Source organism: Pantoea sp. 9140 (assembly GCF_000745295.1).
GTDB classification, from domain to species: Bacteria; Pseudomonadota; Gammaproteobacteria; order Enterobacterales; family Enterobacteriaceae; genus Pantoea; species Pantoea vagans.
The window spans coordinates 59,653-80,943 of record NZ_JQNO01000001.1; the positions used below are offsets into that span (position 1 = coordinate 59,653).

Below are 21,291 nucleotides of genomic sequence, written 5' to 3' on the forward strand. Positions count from 1 at the left end.
AAGTGCTTACAAGTGTGTCAGACGGGGCGATGTTTGTCCTGCGCGGACATAACCGTGCAGCCAGCAACGGCTGCACGGCAGGCAGGTTTACAGCAGTTCGCGTTCAATCAGTTCGCGGGTTTCAATCGCCTGCACCTTCATCTTTTCCGGGTAGCCAAACAGTGACGCTGCGATAATCGGTTCACCGCCCACTTTATGCGTGCGGGTAGCAAAGCCGGTGTCGCGAAGGGTTTTAAACAGGGTATCGAAGTCCACTTCGCCTTCGCCTACGCCGACATGCTGGTGAATGGTGGCATCCACCCCTGGCGGGTTGACGATGTAGCGACAGTGCTTCGTATGGTTCATGGTGTCGGCGATCAGCATGTGCGACAGATCGTCACCGGCATACTCCAGCATCGGTTTCACATCGCCTTTGCCTTTGTCATAGAAGAAGGTGTGCGGCGCGCTGTAGATATACTTCACGTTATCGCTACGGAACGACTTCACGATATCCACCGTTTCATTGTTTTCTTCGCAGAAATCCCACGGATGCGCCTGAATTTCGACGCGGATACCTTCACGTTCGATAATCGGCAACAGCTCTTCCATGGAGCGATAGAACATCTCTTCACAGATTTCCGGCTCGTTAGGCGTGCCGGAGAGTTCGGTGTTAATGACCTGCACACCCATCTCAACCGCAATCTCAATCATCCGCTTCCAGTTCTTTACCGCCGCCTGACGACGCAACTCATCCGGGCCGGACCAGCGATAGACCACGATAAAAGAAGAGATTTCCAGCCCGGTGGCGCTCAATGCATTCTTATACTCGGTGATGATCTCACGGCTGGCTTTGGGATGTTTATAAAACGGGTTGATCTGCGGATGCGGCGACTGTTCGATATATTTGTAGCCCCAGTCGGCCACCTGATGAACCATTCGGGTGATGCCTAAGTCTTTAATCACATCCACATCAAAAGCGATTTTCATCTTTCTGCTCCGGGCACATTAAGGTTGCTGTTCTTCGTTGAAGGTCACGCCGATCTGCTGCCTGACGTTGTCCATTGCGGCCAGGGTGATGATCGCCTGGTCAAGCGAATGGACAGGTGAATCGATCAGGTTCTGGCCGACGCACCAGGCGAAGTGGTTAATTTCATGACAGAGTTGTTCATAGCGGTTAGTGGGTTCCTGCCACTGCAGGCGATGACGCCGATCGCTGGAAGTAAGCGTGAAATTACCGGGTGCATAGAACTGGCCTGCCAGCTCCAGCGTAGCGTCGCGACCGGCAATCACCGCGCAGCCGGGCGTGTTGCTGAACAGGGTAGTATTCAGCACCGACTGCATGCCGTGCTGATGGGTAAACAGCATCGACGTCTGACCGTTGACGCGGCCATCCGGGACGAGCTGACCACGGGCGACGATCGTGTCAGGCGCACCGCCGCCAGCAAACACGCTAAGCGCCACCAGATAACTGCCGAGATCGAGCATCGGACCGCCCGCCAGATCGGCATTGAAGATGCGGTGATCCGGAGTGAAAAACTCACCGTGATCGGCAATCAGGGTGTGGACGTCACCGAGTACGCCATCCGCCAGCAGCTGACGAATGACGTCATACTTCGGCGCAAAGTTGCACCACATCGCCTCCATACAGAGCCGATTGGCGGCAGCCGCAGCCTGTTTAAGCTGAGCCGCCTGCTGCGCATTCAGCGCCAGCGGTTTTTCGATCAGCAGATGCTTTCCGGCGGCAATCGCGCGCAGGCCATCGGGAAAATGGTGATTGTGGGGTGTCGCGATATAGACCGCATCCACATCATCCCGCGCCAGCATCGCATTGAGGTCGCCTGTGGCATGGCCGATTGACCATTTGTCAGCAAAGGCCCATGCTTTTGCCGGGTCGCGCGCAGCCACCGCGGTGATCTGCTGGTGAGTATGCTGGCGCAGCGCATGAGCAAAATGGTCGGCGATCCAGCCTGGCCCGATAATGCCCCAGCGCAGTTGCGGAACCTGACGGGAATCGGTTATGCGTGGAGCCGGAAGCGTTGATGGGAACATTACTTTTTTCCTTTTTTACGTGCAGGCTGGGGGGGCTCAGGTCTCCACTATAAAAAGCTCACCGTCGCCGCTCTAACCTTTTGATGATGTGATCCCATCAACCGGATCGACGCGGGATTTTTACCCGTTTTAGCAAATAGACGTTTTAAAGAGAACACAGAAAGAAATGGATGTTTCATTTTGAGAGGAAGATCAAAATTAGCTCTGATTTTCTATCAAATAAATGAGAGGAAATGACCCTGTCGCGATACCCTGTCGCAATAAAGTAGTGCTGTTTTAAACAACAGAACATAAAGACGTAGCCGTCAGTTAACGGGAACAGGAAAAGCAGGAGAAGGGTGATGTCAAAAGTGACGATGACGGCCATTGCGCAGGCGGCGGGCGTGGGTGTGGCGACGGTAGACAGGGTGCTGAACCGCCGTGCGCCGGTACGCAGTGTGACCGAGCAGAAGGTGCTGGCTGCGGCCCGTGAACTGGGCTATCGCCTGACCCAGGCACACAGCCAGACCACCGCGCCACTGGCTGCAGCCGCACTCCGCGTGAGCTTTATCCTGCTGCCTGCCCGCTACTCGTTTTATCAGCAGCTGGGCGAGGCGCTGAAACAGCAGCTCAGGGCGCAGCAGCCACAGGGCAGCGAACCTGAATTCTGCTGGCATGATATCCACGAGGTTGAAGCCGTCGCGCATTCCTTGCGTCAGCTGGCACAGCGCAGCGATGTGATTGCTCTGGTGGCGCTGGATCACCCGCTGATCCGTCACGCAATCCAGGATGTTTCACGGCTGGGTGTGCGGGTTTACGCACTGTTCTCCGATTTTTCGCCCTGCGACCATGCCGGATTTATTGGCATCGATAATCAGAAAGCAGGACGCACTGCGGCCTGGATGGCACAGCATCTCCTGCGTCAGCCGGGATGTGTCGGTGTGCTGCTGGGCGACCACCGTTTCACCTGCCAGGAGAGCAGCGAAATCAGTTTCCGCTCCTATCTGCGCGAGTCGGGCATCAGTCAACGGGTACTGGAACCGTTAAAAACGCATGAGTCGGGTGAAGGAGGCTATCAGGCGACCCGGCAACTGCTGGAAGCCCACGATGATCTGGTCATGATTTATGCGCCTTGTGGCGGCATAGAGGGCGTGATACAGGCGCTGCGTGAGAGCGGTCGCACGCAGATTGATTTGCTGTGCCACGGCCCGCTGCCTGGCGATGAACTGGCGCTGATTGATGGCACCATCACGCTGATGGTGCGGCACCGTATTGATGCGATGGCGGAGGCGGTGATCGCTACCTGTCTCAGCAGCCGGATGGATCAGCCTGACCATTTTGCACAGGTGACCGTACCGTTTGAGATCGTAACGCGTGAAAACCTGTAGAAAGAACAGGTTAGTCAGTATTTGATAGTAATCTATCATTTAATGGGATTTTTAAACGCGATCTCTATCAAAAAATGAAACTTTCATAGTTGTCTGAGATGAAATTTTTATTTGATACTGCCAGCAGTTTTCACTGCACAGGCAGATATCATGACCTTTCATATTGCAAATGCCCCCTGTAGCTGGGGCGTGGATGATCCCGCTAATCCCTTTCTGCCGCCGTGGCAGAAAGTCCTGACCGAAGCCGCGCAGGCCGGCTATCCCAGTATTGAACTCGGCCCCTGGGGCTATCTGCCAACCGATGCCGCTGAACTGACCCGGCAGCTTAATGCGCATCAGCTTTCGCTGGTGGCAGGCACGATCTTCGATGATTTGGTCAGTGAGGCGCATTTTCCGGCGCTGGTGACGCTGACCCACAATCTGTGTCGCACGCTGTCCAGCGTACCTGTTGCGACTAAAACGCCCGGTGCCAGCGCGCCTTATCTGGTGATCATTGATTTCAGTAATCCGGAGCGGGCGAAATATGCCGGTCAGTCTGAAAAAGCGCCACGGCTTTCCGCTGACGACTGGCAGCGCATGATGCAGCACATCACCATTCTGAGTGAGATCGCCTGGCAGGAGTATGGCGTGCGGCCGGTAATCCATCCGCATGCGGGCGGCTGCATTGAGTTTGCCGATGAGCTGGCACAGCTGGTCAGTGATATTCCGCATCAGGTCGCCGGTTTGTGCCTGGACACTGGTCATCTCTATTACGCCAGCATGGACCCGGTCGCTTCGCTGGAGCAGTACTGGGACCGTATCGACTATCTCCATTTTAAAGACGTTAATCAGCCGGTCTGGCGTGATGCCCTCTCGCAGGGACTCGACTTTTTCACTGCCTGTGCGCAGGGGGTGATGTGTCCGCTGGGGCAGGGCGCAATCGACTATCCGGCGGTGCGCAGCCTGCTGACTGAACGTCATTATCAGGGCTGGATCACCATCGAACAGGAGCGCGATCCGCGTCATGCCGACACCAGCCTGCAGGATGTGAAAGCCAGCCTGGACTATCTCCGATCAACAGGATTCTGAGGACAACAGCATGATTAACGGTAAAAAAGCAGTTAACCGCTCGCTACGCTGGGGCATGATCGGCGGCGGCGGCACCAGCCAGATTGGCTATATCCATCGTTCGGCGGCGCAACGTGACGGCAATTTTGCATTGCTGGCGGGGGCGTTTGATATCGACGCGGCGCGCGGCCGCGAGTTTGGTCAGGCGCTGGGTGTGGCACCTGAACGCTGCTATCCCGACTACGCCAGCCTGTTCGCCGGAGAAGCGGCGCGCGAAGATGGCATTGAAGCGGTGTCGATCGCCACGCCAAACAATACCCATTTCGCCATTTGTCGCGCAGCGCTGAATGCCGGGCTGCATGTGGTGTGCGAGAAGCCGCTCTGTTTTACGGTCGAAGAGGCCGATGAGCTGGAGCAGCTTAGCCGGGAGAAGCAGAAGATTGTGGGCGTAACCTACGGCTATGCCGGGCATCAGCTGATTCATCAGGCCAGAGAGATGATCGCTGAAGGCATATTGGGTGAGATCCGCATTGTAAATATGCAGTTTGCTCACGGCTTTCATAATGAGGCGGTGGAGTTGCAGAGTGAAAGCACTCGCTGGCGGGTGGATCCGCGCTTTGTCGGCCCGAGTTACGTGTTAGGCGATCTGGCGACGCATCCGCTGTTTATCGCCGAAACGATGTTGCCCCAGCTGAAGGTGACGCGTCTGCTCTGTTCGCGCCAGAGTTTTGTCGCCTCGCGTGCGCCGCTGGAGGATAACGCCTTTGTGATGATGGAGTATGACAACGGCGCGGTGGGTACGCTCTGGGCCTCGGCGGTGAATGCAGGTTCCATGCATGGGCAGAAAATTCGCGTGGTCGGATCGAAAGCCAGTCTGGAGTGGTGGGATGAGCAGCCAAACCAGTTGCGTTACGAGGTGCAGGGTGAGCCGGTTCGCATTCTGGAGCGCGGCATGGGCTACCTTAACCCGCGCGCGCTGGAAGAGGATCGTATTGGCGGCGGGCACCCGGAAGGGTTATTCGAAGCCTGGTCGAATCTCTATCGCCGCTTTGCGCTGGCGATGGATGCCACCGATCGCCGTGACACCGCTTTCCTGGAGGATTTCTGGTATCCCGATGTGCATGCCGGATTAGCGGGCGTGCGCTGGGTGGCGCAGTGCGTAAAATCAGCGGATGCGGGTGCAGAGTGGGTGGAAGGGTAGCGGGCGTGATAGACAAAACCTCAGCCCGCCAGAGACGGGTTGAGGAAAGCGGAGTCACATTGTGCGAACGCCGCACTGCCGCTGACGTTTTAATTATCACCTGTTGAAAAGGGCCGTAACAGGCAGGACAAAAACATCCTGACCGGATGATTGCCTCCACACGACATTATCAACTTATTATCCCGGATGTATCAGCCTGTAAAACGAGACGCCAGGGAGACCTGCTCCTGATTATGTCAGGCAATACTGTGCGGGACTAAGCCATGCGTAACATTGAAGCAATAAAGCTTAGCGAGCTATGCTGAACAGACTGCAACACGTTCTCAATGCTGCTGATCGTTCCGCCGGCAATCATATTTCGCGACTGTTTTTCGTCAACCGTGATGACGTTATCACGGTAAACCGTGACGTTATTGCCTTCGTCGCGAATAACAGGACTGATTTCATCTGCATATTTCCCACCCAGTTGCAGAGCGGCTCCCTGACGACTTTGATAAGGAAGCGGCGCCTGCCATCGACCCGCAGAAATAAGGTAAGTTGACTCAAATGAATTGACGCCACTTGCTGCTGAGCCCAGACAACTGATTCCGCTAATCCGTGGGTTAATTTCCAGCAGATAAAGGCTGTCTTCCGTCACAATAAAATCGACACAGCAGACACCGCTGAAACCCAGGTGATTTAATAAAAGGATCAGTTTTGTCTGGACTTCGCCGGTTAACTGTTTGCTGAAAAGACCAGGATGACAGACTCGTATCGTATCAAAATCAGAGCGAACTCCCTGTGAACTCTGGCCGGTATAGCAGGGAGGCTGGAAAAAGTAATTCCCCGGCGTACCAACAATTTCTATACAACCGAGCGCACCATCAATAAAGGACTCAATTAAAATGTTCTTGCGCTGATTCTGACTCAGCGTCTTGATCAGCTGGTCTTTGTTACTGATGATCTCAATACCATGTCCCATACAATCCCATAGGGGTTTCAGAATGACGGGAAAAGCGATATGGCTGACCAGTTCATGCTCAAGTTTGTCTCTGCAGCCCGGTTTTAAAAGCTCCCCATGCGTAAATTCGCGGTCCAGAAGTTCCCAGCGCGGTGTAGGAAGGGCGAATTGCTCAAAAAGCATTTTGGTTGCTCTTTTATCGGAGAGCTTATACACAGCATTAATCGGGCCAGGGACCGCGCTGACGCCTTCTAACAAAGTGATGTCTTCAATGGTCCTTTCATTTGGAATGGACCAGGAAATAACGTGGCTGACGGAAGCCGACTGAAGCTCACTTTGAGCATCGTCAATTGCGGCATCAGGCCTCATCGGAGACGAAGAGTGGGGCTGATCTTTGAGCAGCAGTCTTGAATCACTATGCTTACTTTTAATCGTTTCCCAGGCCATTTCGAGAAAGGGTGATGCCTGGCTTATATCCAGCGAGCGGATGCAGAGTACAGGAAAATCACTCATACGATAGAGACCCTGGTACTTTGTGAAAATTCATCCATAGCCGAAAGTATCGACTGCTCAGAATCAGCGGTAAAAATGGCCCATCCCAGACGTTCAATATTTGTAGAGCCCGGTTTTACCGGCGAATTTTCACTAACTGTAGAGCGGGTTTCAATGACGGATGCATTTTCCAGCCTGGAGGGAATTTCAAGCTGCTTTAAAACGCCTTCGGCTTCAGGCCGGATAAACTGAATGGCACAATAACGTTTAGGCGCGGCAGGTTTGAAATCACTATCCAGCCTGCCGACTGCCTGGCGGGCATAGATTTCAAGAGGGTCCTGATCGGTGGAAAGGGCGACAAGACGAGGAATATAGTCACCTGCTGGCCGTGAACAGCTCTCAATAACGCGTGGCTTTCCTTCTTTGTCTAATTTGATTTCGGTATGGCTTATGCCATTCGTGATGCCCAGGGCAATAACCGCCTGAGCGGCAACGTTCAGAATCTCATCGCGTAAAGCGTCAGGAACAGGCGCCGGGAAAATGTGTCCGGTTTCTGCACGCGCTTTGCCGGGCGTGGTGAACTTCATTGTCACACCCCAGGGCGCATATCGACCTGACACGGAAAGGCCTTCAACACTAAACTCCTGGCCGGGAATATATTCCTGAACCAGAATTTCTTTGCTGAAAGGAATACCGTGTGGGTATTCATGTGTCCATTGTGATGCGTCTTTACATGCCTGAGGAAACTCTTCGCTCTCCATCAGCACTGAAACGCCAAAGGAGGCTGCATTTTCAGCAGGTTTGACCACCAGAGGAAACGCCAGCTCTTCCAGAGGAAGCTGATGCACATCATGCTTGTCAGTTAATACCGCCAGCAGTGCCGGTAACGGACACTCTGCCTTAGACAGTGTGCGGTACATGTCATATTTATTTCTTCTGGCTCTGGAAAGCGAGGCATCCGGACCGCAAAGATTGAGCCTTTGTGCGACTTCTGCTGCGATATCTGTCAGGAACTCCCAGGCGACCACCACCCCGGAAACGCCTTTCTTATTCGCTTCGCTGACCAGCGTCTCAATGGCCTGCTGGCGCACTGAAAAGTCCAGAAAAATGAGGTCATCAATCATGCCGGAGACCTCTTGCAGCATGGAGGTATAGACTTCTTTTGTGGTGGCGACGACTGAATGGTAACCCAGTGCGCGTATTGCCTTAAGAAGCAGCTCTCCTCCCATACCGATCGGCTCAATAACCAGTATGCTTTTATTTCCATTAATAGTTGTATTCATTAACTCCTCCTTTTAAATTTCTGAATCCCAGACCAAAAGTGACTGCGGTCAGTAAGAGCAGTACTATCCACGTTGAATGCGTATTCATATCCAGTAGCCAGCCAAAAATTGCCGGAGACAGCGTCATTCCTGCCGACCAGGTCATCTGAAAGGCAGCCATGTAATTTCCATTATTGACTTCCGGGGCGAGTTTTATACTTAGCATGTTAACCGACGGCGTGGATAACATTTCCGCAAGGCTGTAAATCAGCATCGCAACAATTAACAGTCCGCCGGTTAATATCTGATTGCTTACAGTTATGCTGGCACACCAGAAAATAATGAATGAAAGAATATTCAGGTAATAAGCATGCTTTATGTTCTGAACAGAGTCTTTCTCTTTTGTCCATGATGCTATATGGGTGCTGATTAGCGCCACAATCGCCGTATTTAAAATCACCAGGCCGCCTGAGAAAAAAGCAGGAAGGCCAAGTTGTTGAGTGGCATAAATAACAATTACGAGCGGAATAACCATTGCAGCAATGACTAAGCCAAAATTGACTATCAGAAGCTGGCGATAGCTGGGGTCGCTCAACACTTTTCTTATATTATGACTTTCTGCTTTTTTATGGGTGTTGTTTACCGTCTGCACGGCTACAGGATGCCACATCAAAAGTGCCAGGCAGGATAGAAAGTAAAGTGATGCCGACGCGATGATGATAAAATGCAGACTGCTATCAGAATCAACAGAAAAAGCCAGTGAAGTAAATATTGTGCCCAATCCCAGGCCAATATTCCTGATCGACGCAATGAGTCCGAACCAGGTTTGTGTTCCTTTCCCACCCGAAGCCAGTGAAACCAGCCCTCGGTTGCTCGTCCAGAAAATATGCGATCCCGCCTGGGTAAAAAACTGCGTCAGCATTATGGTTAAAGAGTCTCTGGCGAAAAGACACATGATAAAACCCACGCCGCTAATAAAATCGCCCCATATCGACAGTTTTTTAGGACCGAGCCTGTCCAGTAACCTTCCAATCAGGACAGGTACTAAAGAGGAAAGGGCGCGACCTGTAGCAATAGCTACGCCTATTATTGAGAGCGTAAGCGTTGTCGTTCTGTCGAAGTAGATCATCATAAACGCCATGATCAATCCACCACCCGTTGCATTTAATATTGTCGATGCAACAAATAGTCTGGAACGTTTTATATTGGGCACTGAAATTTTTAATGTGGTTTTCACGCAGAGACCTTTAAAACTAAGTGATTAAGCTGCTATTTACCGGGTTCTTCATCGAGGTAAATGCCTGATAAAATTCATTTGAAATAGTGCTGATTGCCGCAAGTGTTTCCGGTGATTTCCATTTCCTGCTCAGATATTCAAGTGCGGCAACGTGGAAGTCACTGTTACCCAGCTCCTTGAGGTAATTACTGATAATGTCCCGATCGACATTTAGCTGCAGCGCATTATAAATTTTCAACAAGGTCGCGGCCTTTCTGAAAAAAGGATCGGCTATGTTCTTCTCGATCTCAGACGATTTTTTAAAGTTGCCATTTCGTGAAGCGTCTTCAGCCTGAAAAACCATGGCTAACACTTCATCAATGTTTTCTGCGCGAGTGGTTATTTTGGTCGGGTTAATCTGACATTCGTACATGCTTACCGGGTTCTTCATGCTGCTGATTTTTTCTGCAGTAGAGTAATGACGGTTATAGATATGGAATGTGCCTACATACCAGGATAACTTTCCGACCTTCCACCCTAGCGTATTAGCAATAATTTCGTGTAAAACGCTCCACTCAAAGAAATTGATGCCGCTGAATCCCCAGATGGCATCATTCGCGCGGACGGTAACATGTAAATCAAGATAACCGCCTCGCTGGATGAAGTGCAGCCAGTTATTGCAGGGAACATCTTTTGTCTCCTGATAATCCGTTTCAGGATCGAAGATATTCATTACTGCACGTTTTGTCAGAGGATCTTCTCTGAGGCGATTCACCACTCCCTGCAACTGGTCTACTTTCCCTTTCCATTTGCGTAACCGGGGGCCGTAGGCTGCTCGCCAGGTCAGGGAGTCATCCGAATATTCCTCTGCGCGAGGAAGATAATGTTTAAGGAAGTGCAGATCATCTCGTCCAGCGAGTACCCACATCGTTTCTGCAACCTGCGCAAAAACGTTGTTATTTCTGTGGGGTAATACCAGAAATCGCTCTGTGGGATGGCTGATTTTGGTTAATGTGGAGAGAACTTCTCGTTGCTCTTGATCGCGTGAACCAACATCGTTACCATTTATCATGATGTTATTTACGGTATTAACCAGCGCATGCGTAATATTACGATTCATGGATGACCTCGTAGCCTAATTTCGCCATTTCACTTTCGATAATCTGAAACGCATCTTCAACCTGCTGGTAGTCATAATGGCGACATCCATCGCTGCCAGATATCATGGCTGAAACACTTTTTTCATTTTTTCTGTAGAGCGTGATAACAGGAATGCGCCAACTGATTGCAGTTGCAATTTCATAACCCACGCCCAGGCTTGGTGTGGTGACTTCAGCGACAACCACCTGAGAATGGCGCAGCCAGTGCAAATCACGGTCATGAATAAATGTGTCACTCAGGAAAGACTGACCGCCATCAGATAAACTGTAATCACCCACGTGTTCGGTAATAACTTTACCGTATTCCTTGAGCTTATTAATCAGTTTCGCGTAAACAGGAACATCATCCCGTCCGGCTCTGATTGAACCAGCAAAATAGATAACTAATCCATTATCAATTACATTTTCAGGCGAAAGGGTATGTACTAATTCACTCACGATAATTCTCCATATAAGGGTTTCCCTTGACTGAAAAATATCAGTCATGCTTTCATTTTTTTAAATCTGATAAAAAGAGCTTTATCAGGTTTATTAACGGAATTAATAAAGCCGATGAGGCACTCTTTCTATTTTAAAAAAGTTGAAAAGCTGCAGTGCCTTTCAGGCGATTTAACAATTCATTTTCATTAAGACTAAAATGCAGTGACATTATTGTAAATATAAGTAAAGGTACTTACACTAAGGAAAAAAATTCCACAATTGGAGGGGGAATGGAGAGTCTTCGAGGCCTCAGAGCGTTTGTTTATACGGCTGAACTGGGCAGCTATGTTGCCGCGGCGAGAGTGTCAGGCATCTCTTCTTCAGCGATTGCAAAAAGCGTTGCGAAACTTGAAGACGAACTCGGGGTAAGGCTTTTTCATCGGACAACGCGCAGCATCGGTCTGACTGAAGAAGGGCATGTCTTCTATGAACGGTGTAAGTTCATCCTGAATGAGATTCGCGATGCCAGAGCCCTGATTGCCGAAACGCGTATCACGCCCTGTGGCAGATTGCATATCAGCGTGCCGCAAATTTTTGGGCACTCCCTTCTGATGCCGATACTTCCACGTTTTATTGAAAAGTACCCGGACATACAGCTTGATATCGATTTTGAAGATCGCGTGGTGGATCTGATTGCGGAAGGAATAGATGTCGCGGTGAGAAGTGGTGAGCTGGCAGATAACCGCCTGGTGAGCAGAAAGCTGGGAGAGCAGTATTTTGTCGTCTGTGCCAGCAGAGACTATTTAGAGACGCATGGCGTCCCTTTGAACCCTGCCGATCTGGTCCATCATCGCTGCATACATTTCAAATATCCCTCAAGTGGCCGTATTGCTAGCTGGGCTTTCACTGCCGATTTTGAAAACCTGGACCTTCCCAAGGATCTTATATTCAACAATACTCACGCTGGTTTGCGGGCAGCCATTGATGGGGCAGGAATAGCTCATCTGCCGGTCTATGTTGCTGAAGAAGCCTTTGAAAAGGGTTTACTCGTCCCTTTGCTGACTGAATACATGCTGCCATTAGGGGTGATGTCGCTAATCTGGCCTTCTAATCGCCATTTATCCCCGAAGGTCAGGGCATTTGTGGATTTTGTCAGCAGCGAACTGGTTCAGGGGAACTATTTTACGAATATCGGCAGTCAGATGCGGAGTAGGCCTGACGAGGCATAAAGGGAAGGGGACGGGTGGTCCGGTCGCCATCCCAAAAGCAAAAAACCCGCCAGAGGCGGGTTTCTTTAAATTTTGGTGCCCGAACCCGGAATCGAACCAGGGACACGGGGATTTTCAATCCCCTGCTCTACCGACTGAGCTATTCGGGCAACGGGGCGCATTAAACCGTAAAGGCCGCGGGTCGTCAACGGCTTTCACTAAAAAACCCCTGGAAACGTGACTGATTGCCTGATTTTCAGTCAAAGCGGGCAAAACCTCAGGCCAGCGCGCCATTTTTACGGCACAGCGCGATGCTGTACACATCCTCCGCCAGTCGCTGGGCGGTGGCGACATCCTGCACATTACGCTTCACCAGCAGCTTGCTCAGGCAGCCTTCAAGGATCAGCTCCATCTGATCGGCGACCATGCTGGGATTATCCAGCGCCTGCTCTACCAGAATCTCATGGGTGAACTGCCAGGAGCCGCGTTTCTGCTGCTCGGCCAGCTGATGAATGGGCTGATCGGGCTGTGGATAGAAGCTGCAGGCGGCGATAAACAGGCAGCCCGGAAAACGGCCTTTGCTGACCTGCTCACTCAGTACTTCATAGCGCGCCATCAGCTTCTGATCCGGTGACAGCGATTCATCCAGCAGGATCTGGCGGCGCCAGGTTTCGATCTGCTGGCCGTGATAGCGCAGCGCATCATAGAGCAGAGCGTCACGATCGGGCCAGAACAGCTGAAGCTGCTCAAGGGTTAATTCAGTCTGTCCCGCCAGGGTTTCCAATGAGAGGGTGGCGGCGAGGCCGTTTTGTTCAAGCACATTCAATGCATGCTCGAGTATCTGTTCACGCTGCAAGTGACTCTCCTCTGGTATGCAGGCCCGGTCATTCACCGGGCAATGACCTGACTCCAGTGTTGTTTACGGGGTAAGTTTCTGCAAATGCGCTCTGAAGTCGGCGGCATTGAGAAACCCGGTGATGCGCGAATCGGGGACTTCATGGCCCTGCGCATCGAAGAACAAAATCGTCGGTAAGCCCAGCACCTGAAGATGCTGCAACAGCGCGTTGTCGCTGGCGCTGTTGGCGGTGACGTTGGCCTGAAGCAGCTGTACCTGACTCAGGCTATCGCGCACGGCGCTATCACTAAAGGTATATTTTTCAAACTCTTTGCAGGCGACGCACCAGTCAGCGTAGAGATCGACCATGGTGATGCGGCCGCGGGCCTGCTGCAGCGCGCTATTGAGCTGCTGCGGTGTCTGAAGCGTCTGGAACGGCAGCGGTGCTACAGCATGCTGCGCGGCCTGACCGCCAAAGGCCCAGTCCTGCAACGGACGCGCGCTGATCAGCGCAGCGGCCAGCATGATAATCTGCACCACGCGCCACTTACCGCTGCTGGCGTGCAGGCTGACGGTGAACGCCCAGCCGAAGAAGGCCACGCCGAGCAGGCTCCAGAGCCGCACGCCCCACGCGTCACCCAGCACCCGCTCCAGCAGGAAGACCGGCAACGCCAGGATGACAAAGCCAAAGCCTTCTTTAACGGTTTGCATCCACGGGCCGCTTTTCGGCAGCAGCCGGTTACCAAACAGGGTCACGGCAATCAATGGTAAGCCCATGCCGACCGCATAGAGCCACAGCGTTCCGGCACCGGCCCACAGATTTCCGCTCTGCGCGATGTAAAGCAGAATGGCACTGAGCGGGGCCGTGGTGCAGGGCGAACAGATCAAACCTGCCAGCGCACCCATCAGGAAGACGCCGGGCAGCGATCCTCCCTGCTGGCGATTGCTCCACAGGGTCAGACGGGTTTGCAGGCTGGCGGGCAGTTGCAGCGTAAACAGGCCGAACATCGACAGCGCCAGCACGATGAACAGCAGGGAGAGCGTGAACAGCACGTAGGGGTGCTGCAACGCAGCCTGGAAGCGCAGCCCCGCGGCCGCGACCACCATCCCCAATAACGTATAGGTCAGCGCCATTCCCTGGACATAGACCATTGCCAGCGCAAATAGTCGGCCCAGCGAATAGTGGCGCTTGCCGCCAAGGATGATGCCGGAGATCAGTGGATACATCGGCAGTACGCAGGGGGTAAACGCCACGCCGATGCCGATCAATAACGCCCAGAGCGGAGAAAAGGGCAGCGGACTGGCAGGCGCGGGCTGAGCACTGACCGGCGCTGGCACGCTGCTGGCTGCAATCTCACTTACCGGCACGCTGCGTGTCTCCGGCGGATAACAGAATCCGGCGGCAGCACAGCCCTGATACGTAACGCTGAGCGTGGCATCAGGGCCTGCCTGTTTCAGCGTCACCGGCAGCGTCAGGTCCTGCGGATAAATCTCACTTTTGCCGAAGAATTCATCATCATGCGGCTGACCGGCGGGCAGCGTCAGCGGCGCAATGGTCGCGTTCTGCGGCGTGATGTGGATTTGCTGGCGATAAAGGTAGTAACCCGGTTTCACTTTCCAGTGCAGGTTGAGCTGCGCGCCCTGCTGGTCAAAGTCAAACGTAAACGCCTGATCGACCGGCACAAAGCGGCTGGTCGCCGGATTTGAAAAGAGTGATGCGTGCGCCTGCAGACAGATAAACAGCGTCAGCAGAAGCGTAATTAAGCGAGAGATGCGTGCAGCCATGACAAGTATTCACTGTCTCCATATTGAACCGGTAGCGCCAGCAGTTCAGGCACGTCGTAGGGATGCGCCTGTTTGAGCAGGTCACACAGCGCCTGCTGATGATCGCTGTCGCACTTCAGCAGCATCTGGACTTCGCTGCTCTGCTCCATTTTGCCCTGCCAGAGATACCAGGAGGTCGCGCCCGGCAGCATTGTGACGCAGGCCGCCAGTCGGGCTTCCAGCGCCAGGGCAGCAAGTTTTTCTGCCGTGGCCTGATCGGGCACGGTGCAGAGGATCACGACAGCGTTCATCCTGTGACTCCTGTTGAAAAGAGCGCCGATGATAGCACGCTCCATCCGTAACACGATGACGGCGCTATAACAGCACGCCGCCAAAGACGAAGCCGGAGAGTACCGACAGCGCAATAGCGATCACGCCGGGAATAATAAAGGCATGGTTAAAGACAAACTTGCCAATCCGGGTTGAGCCGGTGTCATCCATCTCCACGGCGGCCAGCAGGGTCGGGTAGGTCGGCAGCACAAACAGCGCCGAAACCGCTGCGAATGACGCGATGGCCGTCAGCGGCGTCACGCCCAGCAGCAGCGCGGCGGGCATCAGTGCTTTAGTGGTAGCGGCCTGTGAGTAGAGCAGCATCGAGGCGAAAAACAGCACCAGCGCCAGCATCCATGGATAGGTTTTCAGCGCGTCGCCCGCCAGCATCTGGATCTCCGCCAGATGCGCTTTGACAAAGGTATCGCCCAGCCAGGCAACGCCCATCACGCAGATACAGGCGCTCATGCCGGATTTAAAGGTGCTGGCACTAAGGATTTCGCTGGTGTCGAGTTTGCAGGTCAGGCTGATCAGCGTGGCGATGGTCAGCATAAATACCACAATCGCTTCGTTACGTGGCAGCGGCGGATTGGCGATCAGGCCGACGCTGGCGCTGGTCGCGGTGGCATAGAGCACCACGGCCACAATCCCTGTCAGAAACAGCAGCACCGACTTTTTCGCGCCCGGTTTTGCCTGGAAGATGCTGGCACCGCGCAGTGTGACTTCGCCTTTGGCGAGACGTGCCTGATAGACCTCATCATCTTTCAGCTCACGGCCCAGGAAGTTGGTCACCAGTGCCGCCAGGAAGAGACCCACCATAGTTGAGGGGATGGCTATCGCCAGCAGCGTGATATAGCTGACGCCGCGCGGTTCAAGCAGGGTGGCGAAGAAGACCACCGCGGCTGAAATGGGTGACGCGGTAATCGCGATCTGCGAAGCCACCACCGCAATCGACAGTGGCCGGGAAGGGCGAACGCCTTGCTCCTTCGCGACTTCGGCAATCACCGGCAGCGTCGAGAACGCGGTGTGCCCGGTTCCGGCCAGCAGCGTCATCAGATAGGTCACCAGCGGAGCCAGTAGAGTGACATGGCGCGGATGACGGCGCAGCAGGCGTTCCGCCAGGCTCACCAGATAATCCATGCCGCCCGCCACCTGCATGGCGGCGATCGCGGCGATCACCGCCATGATGATTTCGATCACATCGAACGGGATAGCACCGGGTGCCATGCCAAATCCCAGCGTCAGCACCAGCACGCCCATGCCGCCGGCGAACCCGATACCAATGCCGCCAAGACGGGCGCCCAACCAGATCGCCATTAAGACGATAAGCAGCTCAACCACAAACATGAATCACTCCTGTAAAGTAAACCGGTAAAACCTGGGTGTGCTGTGTAACAAAAAAAAAGGCACACCGTGTTGATCGCGGTGTGCCTTTGGTTAACCAGCGTCGGTTAAGCCTTACTGTTCGTTTTCATCGGTATAACGTTTCGCTTTATAAACCGGGTACATCAGGTTCTGCACTGAGAAGATATCGTCCAGCTCACTTTCGGTCAGCAGTCCGCGCTCCAGCACCACCTCACGCACGTTTTTACCGGTTTCCGCACAGATTTTTCCAACGATATCGCCGTTGTGGTGGCCGATATACGGGTTGAGGTAAGTGACGATACCAATCGAGTTGAAGACGTAGGCTTCGCACACCGCGCGGTTAGCAGTAATGCCGTTGACGCACTTCTCCAGCAGGTTGTAGCAGGCATTCGTCAGGATGCTGATTGACTCAAACAGCGCCTGGCCAATCACCGGCTCCATCACGTTAAGCTGCAACTGGCCCGCTTCAGAAGCCATCGTTACGGTGATGTCGTTGCCGATCACTTTGAAGCAGACCTGGTTAACGACCTCTGGCACGACCGGATTGACCTTGGCCGGCATGATAGAGGAACCCGCCTGCAGCTCTGGCAGGTTGATTTCGTTCAGCCCGGCGCGTGGACCGGAGGAGAGCAGGCGCAGGTCATTACAGATTTTAGAGAGCTTCACCGCCAGACGTTTCAGTGATGAATGGACCATCACATAGGCACCGCAGTCAGAGGTCGCTTCAATCAGATCTTCCGCTGGCACCACCGGCAGATTGCTGACTTCCGCCAGACGCTGAACCGCCAGATGCTGATAGCCTTCCGGGGTATTGAGGCGGGTGCCGATGGCGGTCGCGCCCAGGTTCACTTCCAGCAGCAGTTCAGCAGTGCGCAGAATGCTTTTGGTCTCTTCATTCAGCAGCACGCTGAAGGCGTGAAACTCCTGACCGAGGGTCATTGGCACGGCATCCTGCAGCTGGGTGCGGCCCATTTTCAGGATGGTCTGGAATTCATCGGCTTTGTGCTGGAAGCCTTCGGCCAGCTGGCTGATGCCATCAAGCAGCTTCAGCAGCGAGCTGTAAACGGCAATGCGAAAACCGGTCGGGTAGGCGTCGTTAGTGGACTGGCATTTGTTCACATGATCGTTGGGGTTAAGGTACTGATATTCCCCTTTCTGGTGGCCCATCAGCTCCAGGCCGATGTTTGCCAGTACCTCATTGGTGTTCATATTGACCGAGGTTCCGGCCCCGCCCTGATAGACATCCACGGGGAACTGGTCCATACAGCGACCGTTGTTCAGCACTTCGTCGCAGGCCTTAATGATGGTATCGGCAATGTTACGCGGGATGGTCTGCAGCTCTTTATTGGCCATCGCTGCCGCTTTTTTTACCATCACCATACCGCGGACAAATTCAGGTATGTCGCTGATTTTACTGTTGCTGATATAAAAATTTTCAATCGCACGCAGAGTATGAACGCCATAATAGGCATCCGCCGGAACTTCGCGCATACCTAACAGGTCTTCTTCGATACGAATGTTGTTCGCCATGATAACCTTCTTGTTGTTGCCGCTAACCATCACAAAGGATGTGTTTATTTTGTTGTGGTGTGCCCGTGCCGACATATTATCCGTCTTCACCGTGGCATGTGCGATCATATTCTGATGCATAAGAAAAGCACGCATGCAGATCACTTAATGCTGCCGTCTGGTTAACGATATGTGAAGTTGGTTACAAAATTAACCCCGCAGGATAAATTTGACAGTATCGGTTGAAAATGGCGGCGTGGGTGCCCATCTCTTTTCTTATCATCCTCAGGATGAACGCTTTCTGCTGACCGGCACGCTGCCGTTCAGCCCTACTTACAGGAGAGTACGGTGCGCTGGATACCGTTATTAGTCTTTTTTGTTCTGGCCTGGATCGAGATTTCGCTCTTCATTCAGGTTGCGCACGTCATGGGCGTGCTGCTGACCATGCTGCTGGTGGTCTTCACCTCGTGCATCGGGGTGTCGCTGGTCAAAAATCAGGGCATGAAGAACTTCATGCTGATGCAGGAGAAGCTGGCGCGTAACGAAAGTCCTGCCAGTGAGATGATCAAAAGCGTATCGCTGATCATCGCCGGTTTCCTGCTGCTGTTGCCGGGCTTCTTTACTGACCTGCTCGGTCTGTTGCTGCTGCTGCCACCGGTGCAGAAGCATCTGACGCTGAAGCTGATGCCCCATCTGCGCGTCTGGCGCGGACCGGGTGCCGGACCGGACAGCGGTTACACCATGGATGGCGAATTCGAACGTAAAAACAGCGATCGCCTTGAGCACCATGACGATCACAAGGATCGTTAATCACAGCGGTTACCTTTGAAAGCGCAGCCTCCGGGCTGCGTTTTTTATTTGTCGCGCCTTCTGTTCAAAAAGCCGCCACTTATCACGTTCGCGTAAAAAATTTGTTGTCCGCCCCCTTGAAAGCAGGTGGGTATGGCCCTATCTCTCTGGTCACGAGGCCGGAAGCCATGCAGCCCGGTGTTCAACCCCAAAACTGAATGATTGGACTTCTCAAAGGAGAGCTATCAAATGAAAATTCGTCCATTGCACGATCGCGTCATCGTCAAGCGTAAAGAAGTTGAAGCTAAATCAGCTGGCGGCATCGTGCTGACCGGTTCCGCAGCAGGTAAATCCACCCGTGGTGAAGTTCTGGCTGTCGGCAATGGCCGCATCCTTGAGAGTGGCGACGTTAAGCCGCTGGACGTGAAGGTTGGTGATGTCGTGATCTTCAATGAAGGTTACGGTGCTAAAACCGAAAAGATCGACAACGAAGAAGTGCTGATCATCTCTGAAAGCGACATTCTGGCGATTGTTGAAGCGTAATTTTTTCGCGTAACTCACTGAACGAAACGAATTTAAGGGACAATTGAAATGGCAGCTAAAGACGTAAAATTCGGTAATGACGCTCGCGTAAAAATGCTGCGTGGCGTGAACGTACTGGCAGATGCAGTAAAAGTTACCCTGGGCCCGAAAGGCCGTAACGTGGTTCTGGATAAATCTTTTGGTGCACCGACCATCACTAAAGATGGTGTTTCTGTGGCACGTGAAATCGAGCTGGAAGACAAGTTCGAGAACATGGGCGCGCAGATGGTGAAAGAAGTGGCCTCTAAAGCGAACGACGCTGCGGGCGACGGTACCACCACGGCAACCGTACTGGCACAGTCAATCATCACCGAAGGCCTGAAAGCGGTCGCAGCGGGTATGAACCCGATGGACCTGAAGCGCGGTATCGACCAGGCCGTTATCGCTGCAGTTGAGAAACTGAAAGCGCTGTCTGTGCCTTGCTCAGACTCTAAAGCGATTGCACAGGTTGGTACTATCTCTGCTAACTCCGATGAAACCGTAGGCCAGCTGATTGCTCAGGCGATGGAAAAAGTCGGTAAAGAAGGCGTGATCACCGTTGAAGAAGGCACCGGCCTGCAGGACGAGCTGGATGTGGTTGAAGGTATGCAGTTCGATCGTGGCTACCTCTCTCCTTACTTCATCAACAAGCCAGAAACTGGCGCGATTGAACTGGAATCTCCGTTCATCCTGCTGGCTGACAAGAAAATTTCTAACATCCGTGAAATGCTGCCAGTGCTGGAAGCTGTTGCGAAAGCAGGCAAACCATTGCTGATCATCGCGGAAGATGTTGAAGGCGAAGCGCTGGCAACACTGGTGGTTAACACCATGCGCGGCATCGTGAAAGTGGCTGCGGTTAAAGCACCAGGCTTCGGCGACCGTCGTAAAGCTATGCTGCAGGATATCGCTATCCTGACCGGTGGTACTGTGATCTCTGAAGAGATCGGTATGGAGCTGGAAAAAGCGGCGCTGGAAGATCTGGGCCAGGCTAAACGCGTTGTGATCAACAAAGACACCACCACCATCATCGACGGTGTGGGTGAAGAGGCGACAATCCAGGGCCGTGTGACCCAGATTCGTCAGCAGATCGAAGAAGCAACCTCTGATTACGACAAAGAAAAACTGCAGGAGCGCGTAGCGAAACTGGCAGGCGGCGTAGCCGTTCTGAAAGTAGGCGCAGCAACTGAAGTTGAAATGAAAGAGAAGAAAGCCCGCGTTGAAGATGCGCTGCACGCAACCCGTGCTGCTGTCGAAGAAGGCGTGGTTGCAGGTGGTGGTGTGGCGCTGGTTCGCGTTGCCGCACAGCTGGCCGATCTGCGTGGTCAGAACGAAGACCAGAACGTCGGTATCAAAGTTGCGCTGCGCGCAATGGAATCTCCACTGCGTCAGATCGTCTCTAACGCCGGTGAAGAGCCATCCGTTGTTGCTAACAACGTGAAAGCGGGCGACGGTAACTACGGTTACAACGCGCAGACTGAAGAGTACGGCAACATGATCGACTTCGGTATCCTGGACCCAACCAAAGTGACCCGTTCTGCTCTGCAGTACGCGGCCTCTGTTGCGGGTCTGATGATCACCACCGAATGTATGGTCACTGACCTGCCAAAAGGCGATGCACCTGATTTAGGCGGCGGCGCTGGCGGTATGGGTGGCATGGGCGGTATGGGCGGCATGATGTAATTGCCGTTGACTGCTTAAGTCATCACAGAACCCCCGATCGGAAACGGTCGGGGGTTTTTCTTTTGGGCAGGAAAATAGTATAAGTAGTGGCGCAATCGTTCGTCTTTCCTCTTGATA

At 53.2% G+C, this 21,291-nt stretch carries 19 protein-coding genes and 1 tRNA gene; 7 read left to right on the forward strand and 13 right to left on the reverse strand.

What is annotated here, in order from left to right:
• Positions 1-87: 87 nt before the first annotated feature.
• Positions 88-966 (reverse strand): sugar phosphate isomerase/epimerase, encoded by an 879-nt coding sequence (locus tag FA92_RS00260; protein WP_003855643.1) that lies wholly within the window; start codon positions 964-966, stop codon positions 88-90.
• Positions 967-984: 18 nt separating this feature from the next.
• Entirely contained in the window at positions 985-2,028 is a 1,044-nt protein-coding gene (locus FA92_RS00265; protein ID WP_033781604.1) for a Gfo/Idh/MocA family oxidoreductase, read from the reverse strand.
• A gap of 341 nt (positions 2,029-2,369) precedes the next feature.
• Between FA92_RS00265 and FA92_RS00270 the strand changes: the two genes are divergently transcribed.
• From FA92_RS00270 to FA92_RS00280, 3 genes are all read left to right on the forward strand, one after another.
• The gene (locus tag FA92_RS00270; RefSeq protein ID WP_013359852.1) at positions 2,370-3,395 is read left to right on the forward strand and encodes a LacI family DNA-binding transcriptional regulator; all 1,026 of its coding nucleotides are present in this window, start codon (positions 2,370-2,372) and stop codon (positions 3,393-3,395) included.
• A gap of 150 nt (positions 3,396-3,545) precedes the next feature.
• On the forward strand, positions 3,546-4,463 hold the full coding sequence (locus FA92_RS00275) for a TIM barrel protein (RefSeq protein ID WP_033781606.1): 918 nt from the start codon (positions 3,546-3,548) through the stop codon (positions 4,461-4,463).
• A gap of 10 nt (positions 4,464-4,473) precedes the next feature.
• On the forward strand, positions 4,474-5,643 hold the full coding sequence (locus tag FA92_RS00280; RefSeq protein WP_033781608.1) for a Gfo/Idh/MocA family oxidoreductase: 1,170 nt from the start codon (positions 4,474-4,476) through the stop codon (positions 5,641-5,643).
• A gap of 256 nt (positions 5,644-5,899) precedes the next feature.
• Here the strand turns inward: FA92_RS00280 and FA92_RS00285 are convergent, their stop codons facing one another.
• The 5 genes from FA92_RS00285 to FA92_RS00305 are packed head-to-tail and all read right to left on the reverse strand — an operon-like array spanning position 5,900 to position 11,151.
• Complete coding sequence (locus tag FA92_RS00285; RefSeq protein ID WP_033781610.1) at positions 5,900-7,096, reverse strand: ATP-grasp domain-containing protein; 1,197 nt, start codon at positions 7,094-7,096, stop codon at positions 5,900-5,902.
• Entirely contained in the window at positions 7,093-8,358 is a 1,266-nt protein-coding gene (locus FA92_RS00290; RefSeq protein ID WP_051926428.1) for an ATP-grasp domain-containing protein, read from the reverse strand. The genes FA92_RS00285 and FA92_RS00290 overlap by 4 nt, the downstream gene beginning before the upstream one ends.
• Positions 8,342-9,574 (reverse strand): MFS transporter, encoded by a 1,233-nt coding sequence (locus tag FA92_RS00295; RefSeq protein WP_072008939.1) that lies wholly within the window; start codon positions 9,572-9,574, stop codon positions 8,342-8,344. Before FA92_RS00295 ends, FA92_RS00290 begins: the two co-directional genes overlap by 17 nt.
• Before the next feature lie 16 nt (positions 9,575-9,590).
• Positions 9,591-10,673 carry a thymidylate synthase gene (locus FA92_RS22300; RefSeq protein WP_051926430.1) on the reverse strand — a complete coding sequence of 361 codons (1,083 nt, stop codon included), beginning with the start codon at positions 10,671-10,673 and terminating at the stop codon, positions 9,591-9,593.
• Positions 10,663-11,151, reverse strand: coding sequence for a nucleoside 2-deoxyribosyltransferase (locus FA92_RS00305; RefSeq protein WP_159053821.1), 489 nt, complete (start codon positions 11,149-11,151; stop codon positions 10,663-10,665). Before FA92_RS00305 ends, FA92_RS22300 begins: the two co-directional genes overlap by 11 nt.
• Before the next feature lie 272 nt (positions 11,152-11,423).
• On the opposite strand from FA92_RS00305, the gene FA92_RS00310 reads away from it, so the two are divergent.
• Positions 11,424-12,362 (forward strand): LysR family transcriptional regulator, encoded by a 939-nt coding sequence (locus FA92_RS00310; RefSeq protein WP_072008940.1) that lies wholly within the window; start codon positions 11,424-11,426, stop codon positions 12,360-12,362.
• A gap of 73 nt (positions 12,363-12,435) precedes the next feature.
• Here the strand turns inward: FA92_RS00310 and FA92_RS00315 are convergent.
• From FA92_RS00315 to aspA, 6 genes are all read right to left on the reverse strand, one after another.
• Positions 12,436-12,511: transfer RNA gene (locus FA92_RS00315), tRNA-Phe, on the reverse strand.
• Between the two features lie 107 nt (positions 12,512-12,618).
• Positions 12,619-13,197 carry a transcriptional regulator gene (locus FA92_RS00320; RefSeq protein ID WP_033731223.1) on the reverse strand — a complete coding sequence of 193 codons (579 nt, stop codon included), beginning with the start codon at positions 13,195-13,197 and terminating at the stop codon, positions 12,619-12,621.
• Positions 13,198-13,260: 63 nt separating this feature from the next.
• On the reverse strand, positions 13,261-14,961 hold the full coding sequence (locus FA92_RS00325; protein ID WP_033781614.1) for a protein-disulfide reductase DsbD: 1,701 nt from the start codon (positions 14,959-14,961) through the stop codon (positions 13,261-13,263).
• Complete coding sequence (gene cutA, locus FA92_RS00330) at positions 14,937-15,251, reverse strand: divalent cation tolerance protein CutA (protein ID WP_013359862.1); 315 nt, start codon at positions 15,249-15,251, stop codon at positions 14,937-14,939. The genes FA92_RS00325 and cutA overlap by 25 nt, the downstream gene beginning before the upstream one ends.
• A 64-nt stretch (positions 15,252-15,315) precedes the next feature.
• A complete protein-coding gene (locus FA92_RS00335) occupies positions 15,316-16,617 on the reverse strand; it encodes an anaerobic C4-dicarboxylate transporter (protein ID WP_013359863.1) in 1,302 nt (433 codons plus the stop codon).
• 111 nt (positions 16,618-16,728) lie between these two features.
• Entirely contained in the window at positions 16,729-18,165 is a 1,437-nt protein-coding gene (gene aspA, locus FA92_RS00340) for an aspartate ammonia-lyase (protein ID WP_033784483.1), read from the reverse strand.
• 327 nt (positions 18,166-18,492) lie between these two features.
• Here aspA and FA92_RS00345 point away from each other — a divergent pair, with 327 nt between their 5' ends.
• From FA92_RS00345 to groL, 3 genes are all read left to right on the forward strand, one after another.
• Positions 18,493-18,954: an FxsA family protein gene (locus tag FA92_RS00345; protein ID WP_013359865.1), complete on the forward strand. Its 462-nt coding sequence runs from the start codon at positions 18,493-18,495 to the stop codon at positions 18,952-18,954.
• A gap of 228 nt (positions 18,955-19,182) precedes the next feature.
• A complete protein-coding gene (locus tag FA92_RS00350; protein ID WP_009092502.1) occupies positions 19,183-19,476 on the forward strand; it encodes a co-chaperone GroES in 294 nt (97 codons plus the stop codon).
• Between the two features lie 48 nt (positions 19,477-19,524).
• Positions 19,525-21,174: a chaperonin GroEL gene (groL, locus tag FA92_RS00355; protein WP_003848314.1), complete on the forward strand. Its 1,650-nt coding sequence runs from the start codon at positions 19,525-19,527 to the stop codon at positions 21,172-21,174.
• Positions 21,175-21,291: the final 117 nt, after the last annotated feature.